We start from the raw sequence: 3434 nt of genomic DNA on the forward strand, positions 1-3434 counted from the left end.
CGATTCCATCTCACAACCGCTTGAAGTAGCCGTTGTAAAACAAGGCGGCATCAATACGACCACTCGTGAATTGGAACGAACTTTAGAACAGGCTATCAAAAAAGAAGAACTCCGTCACAGTAAGATTGAAGCCGAACTTAACGATAGCTCAAAAGCCGATGAATATAAGGCTTTTGGTGATTTATTGATGATTAATGCCTATCGCGATACGCAATACGAACCAAATATCACCTTAGACAATATTTTAGTAAATCCCGTTGAACCGATTACCATTCCCCTCGTGCCGGAATTAACCGTTGTAGAGAATGCGCAAAACTATTACAAACTCTATACGAAGTTAAAAAATCGTAAACAAAGCGGTTTATATCAATTAGAGCAAAGTAGTCGTCGCATTGACTATCTTCAGTCCGTTTTATACAGTTTAACCATTGCCGACAGCAAAGAAACGGTTCAAGAAATCTACAATGAATGTGAACAGGCCGGGCTTTTGAAAAAATCTAAAAAGCCGGTTAGTTATAAGGCACCGAAACATAATTTCATGCATTTTCAAATTGACGGCGGTGAAATTTTCATCGGTCGCAACAATCAGCAGAATGAATATTTAACCCATCGTTTTGCCAAGCCTGATGATATGTGGTTTCATACTTTGCAGGTACAAGGCAGTCATGTTATCTTACGCACCCAAGGCGGCGAACCAACCGATGAAATGCTTACCCTAGCCGCCCGCTATGCCGCCTATTTCAGCCGGGCTCGCGAGTCCTCCAAAGTAGCTATCGATTATACCCCTGTTAAATTTATAAAAAAACCACCGGCATCGCCATTAGGCTTTGTTATTTATACGAATCAGAAAACAGCAGTAATTGACCCGAAAGAACCGGTATTAAATAAAGAAACGAATCTCTACGAATAAGCAAAAAAGCTCTCAGGAAATCCCCTATACCAAGTATAGCAAGGATGCTTCCTGAGAGCTTTTTTATTTCAAGCTTACAATGACCGACATTGTCAACAAAATCGCCAAAAATAACGCAATTAATCGCGATTGGATTGTTTTAAGCTTTCGCGGTTTTGGCGCAAGCTTTCCAAAGTTTTTTCCAAGTTGTTTTCAATATAACGCATTACATCTTGAGCATATTGAATAGAACTGTTTTTCAATTCTTCGGAAGATTGGTTAGCCAAGGTAATAATTTGGTTAGCCTGAGTCTGAGCCTGCTTAACAAGTTCGCTTTCTTCCGTCAATTTTGCAATATAATCTTTGGCCTGAGCAATCAAAGTATCGGCTTGACGCTGTGCATCTGCCAAAATTTTATCTTTTTCAGCCATAATACGGCGGGATTCTTCAAGCTCCAACGGCAAAGATTCATTAATGGCATCTAAGACACGCATAATTTCTTCTTCTTCAATGACACGTTTGGTGGTCATAGGAATGCGACCACTGGTTTCAATTAAATTTTCCAAATCTTCTAAAAGTTTTTCTGTTTTCATTCTCGCCACTCCTATTAGTACTATTCACTACGATTCGCAAATTTTGCTTCTAACGCTTCTTTTACTGCATCCGGAACTAAGCCGTCAAGACGACCATTAAATCGCGCTAATTCGCGAATTCCCGTGGAACTGACAAATGAATACTTATTATTCGTCATGATAAAAACGGTTTCAATATCGTCATCCAAAAACTTTGAAAATAAAGCTCGTTGGAATTCATATTCAAAATCAGCAAGCGCTCGCAAGCCTCGAATAATCATAATACTGTTTTTTGATTTTGCATAATCAATCAACAGACCTGATGCACAATCCACTTCAACATTAGGTATATGGGCTACGGAGGCTTTAATCAATTCAACTCGCTCATCTTGAGTAAACAAATTATTTTTATTCGGATTAGTTAAAACCGCCACAATCAACTTATCTACAAGCTTACTCGCTCGTTCAAAAATATCGACATGCCCGTTTGTCACAGGGTCAAAACTCCCTGGGCAAATGCCTATACGCACTATATTAGCTCCTTTCAAGCTCATAGGGTACACAATACGTCACCTTCGTATAACCAAAGCGTTGTTCCCTAACAAGGCTCCAACCTTCCGGCAATACAAGCGGTTCGTTTTCATGATGCTCCACAATAAGCATTCCATTTTCTTTTAGTAATTGCTGATTCACGACTACAGCCAACGTTGCGGCCACAAAACCTTGTTCATATGGCGGATCCGCAAAAATATAATCAAACTGACGACCGGCTAACTGTTTAGCCGCCGTTTCAATCGATGTTGGTATCACTTCAACCGCGTCTTCCATATGACAATGCTCTATGTTCGCTTTAATAATTCGAGCTGTCCGTTTATCAACGCATACGGCCAGTGAGGCACCGCGACTGACGGCTTCCAATCCGAAAGCGCCTGTACCGGAGAAAAAATCAAGTACGGTGGACTCAATCAGACCGTAATTAGTCAGTATATTAAAAATACTCTCCCGCACACGATCCTGTGTGGGTCTCGTACTCATCCCTTTCGGAGCTTTCAATATATGACCTTTGGCACGTCCTGCAATAATTCTCATACTTCCCTCTTTATGCCTACACTTGTCTTTTAATTATAGTATATAATGTTCCAAAATAAAAGTACATTCCTAGGGAAAAATTATTATAAGAACATTTCATCTTTCAAGTTGCGCCCCATCAGCTCCATAAGTGCTGTTTGAGGCGATTTTTGATAGTATAGAACTTCGTATAAAGCTTCCGTTATAGGTAAATCCAATTCTTTTGCTTTAGCGATTTTATACACTGTTTTTACGGCAAAAAAGCCTTCTACCACCATATTGGAGTGATTCATTATATAATCCATAGTTTCACCGGCTGCCAATTTCTGACCCGCTGCGCGGTTACGACTATGACGACTCATACAAGTGGTAATCAAATCACCCATACCGGCGAGCCCGGCATAAGTTTCGCGACGTGCCCCCATAGCCACACCAAATTTGGTCATCTCATGAAGACCACGTGTCAAAAGAGCTGACTTACAATTATCACCAAGCTTCATACCATCTGCAATACCGGCCGCTAAGGCGATAATATTCTTCGTTGTGGCTGCCAGTTCTACGCCCGTCATATCTTCATTCACATAGACCCGGAAATTAACAGTACTTAAAGCCTGTTGCACTTGCTCCGCCGTTGGTACCGTTCGTGCCGCTACAACCGTTGCAGCCGGTAAATCACGGCCTATTTCCTCGGCATGATTAGGTCCGGATAAAATAGCTAAGTGCTCCGTAATATGGCCTACAACCTCATCAGCCACTTCGGATAAACGCTTACCCGTCTCTCGTTCAATCCCCTTAGAGCAAATAACTACCGTCGTTTTTGCAGAAATATATGGGGCAAACTGCTTCAGTGTATCACGCACATAAATAGACGGCGTCACAATCAAAAGGATATCACTGTTTTCGGC

At 41.2% G+C, this 3434-nt stretch carries 5 protein-coding genes; 1 reads left to right on the plus strand and 4 read right to left on the minus strand.

The genetic code is table 11. The features are described from left to right. Positions 1 to 910 (plus strand): NFACT RNA binding domain-containing protein (locus E7204_RS00275; RefSeq protein WP_295180468.1); only part of this gene is annotated, 910 nt, incomplete at its 5' end. Positions 911 to 1029: 119 nt separating this feature from the next. Here E7204_RS00275 and E7204_RS00280 read toward each other — a convergent pair. The 4 genes from E7204_RS00280 to E7204_RS00295 form a co-directional block, all read right to left on the minus strand. After that, positions 1030 to 1482, minus strand: a complete 453-nt coding sequence (locus tag E7204_RS00280; RefSeq protein ID WP_021841785.1) for a hypothetical protein — start codon at positions 1480 to 1482, stop codon at positions 1030 to 1032. A 20-nt stretch (positions 1483 to 1502) separates the two neighbouring features. Further along, complete coding sequence (coaD, locus tag E7204_RS00285; RefSeq protein WP_021841784.1) at positions 1503 to 1991, minus strand: pantetheine-phosphate adenylyltransferase; 489 nt, start codon at positions 1989 to 1991, stop codon at positions 1503 to 1505. A gap of 4 nt (positions 1992 to 1995) precedes the next feature. Then, the gene (gene rsmD, locus E7204_RS00290; RefSeq protein WP_127058155.1) at positions 1996 to 2550 is read right to left on the minus strand and encodes a 16S rRNA (guanine(966)-N(2))-methyltransferase RsmD; all 555 of its coding nucleotides are present in this window, start codon (positions 2548 to 2550) and stop codon (positions 1996 to 1998) included. A gap of 83 nt (positions 2551 to 2633) precedes the next feature. Continuing rightward, positions 2634 to 3434: NAD(P)H-dependent glycerol-3-phosphate dehydrogenase (locus E7204_RS00295; protein WP_295180473.1), on the minus strand; the 801-nt coding region annotated here is incomplete at its 5' end.

Source organism: Veillonella sp. (assembly GCF_015058545.1).
Taxonomy (GTDB): Bacteria; Bacillota; Negativicutes; order Veillonellales; family Veillonellaceae; genus Veillonella_A.

What these genes read in the sequence shown, in the direction of transcription:
- E7204_RS00280 (WP_021841785.1), bottom strand. Translation starts at nt 1,482, where the DNA reads ATGAAAACAGAAAAACTTTTAGAAGATTTGGAAAATTTAATTGAAACC.
- rsmD (WP_127058155.1), bottom strand. Translation starts at nt 2,550, where the DNA reads ATGAGAATTATTGCAGGACGTGCCAAAGGTCATATATTGAAAGCTCCG.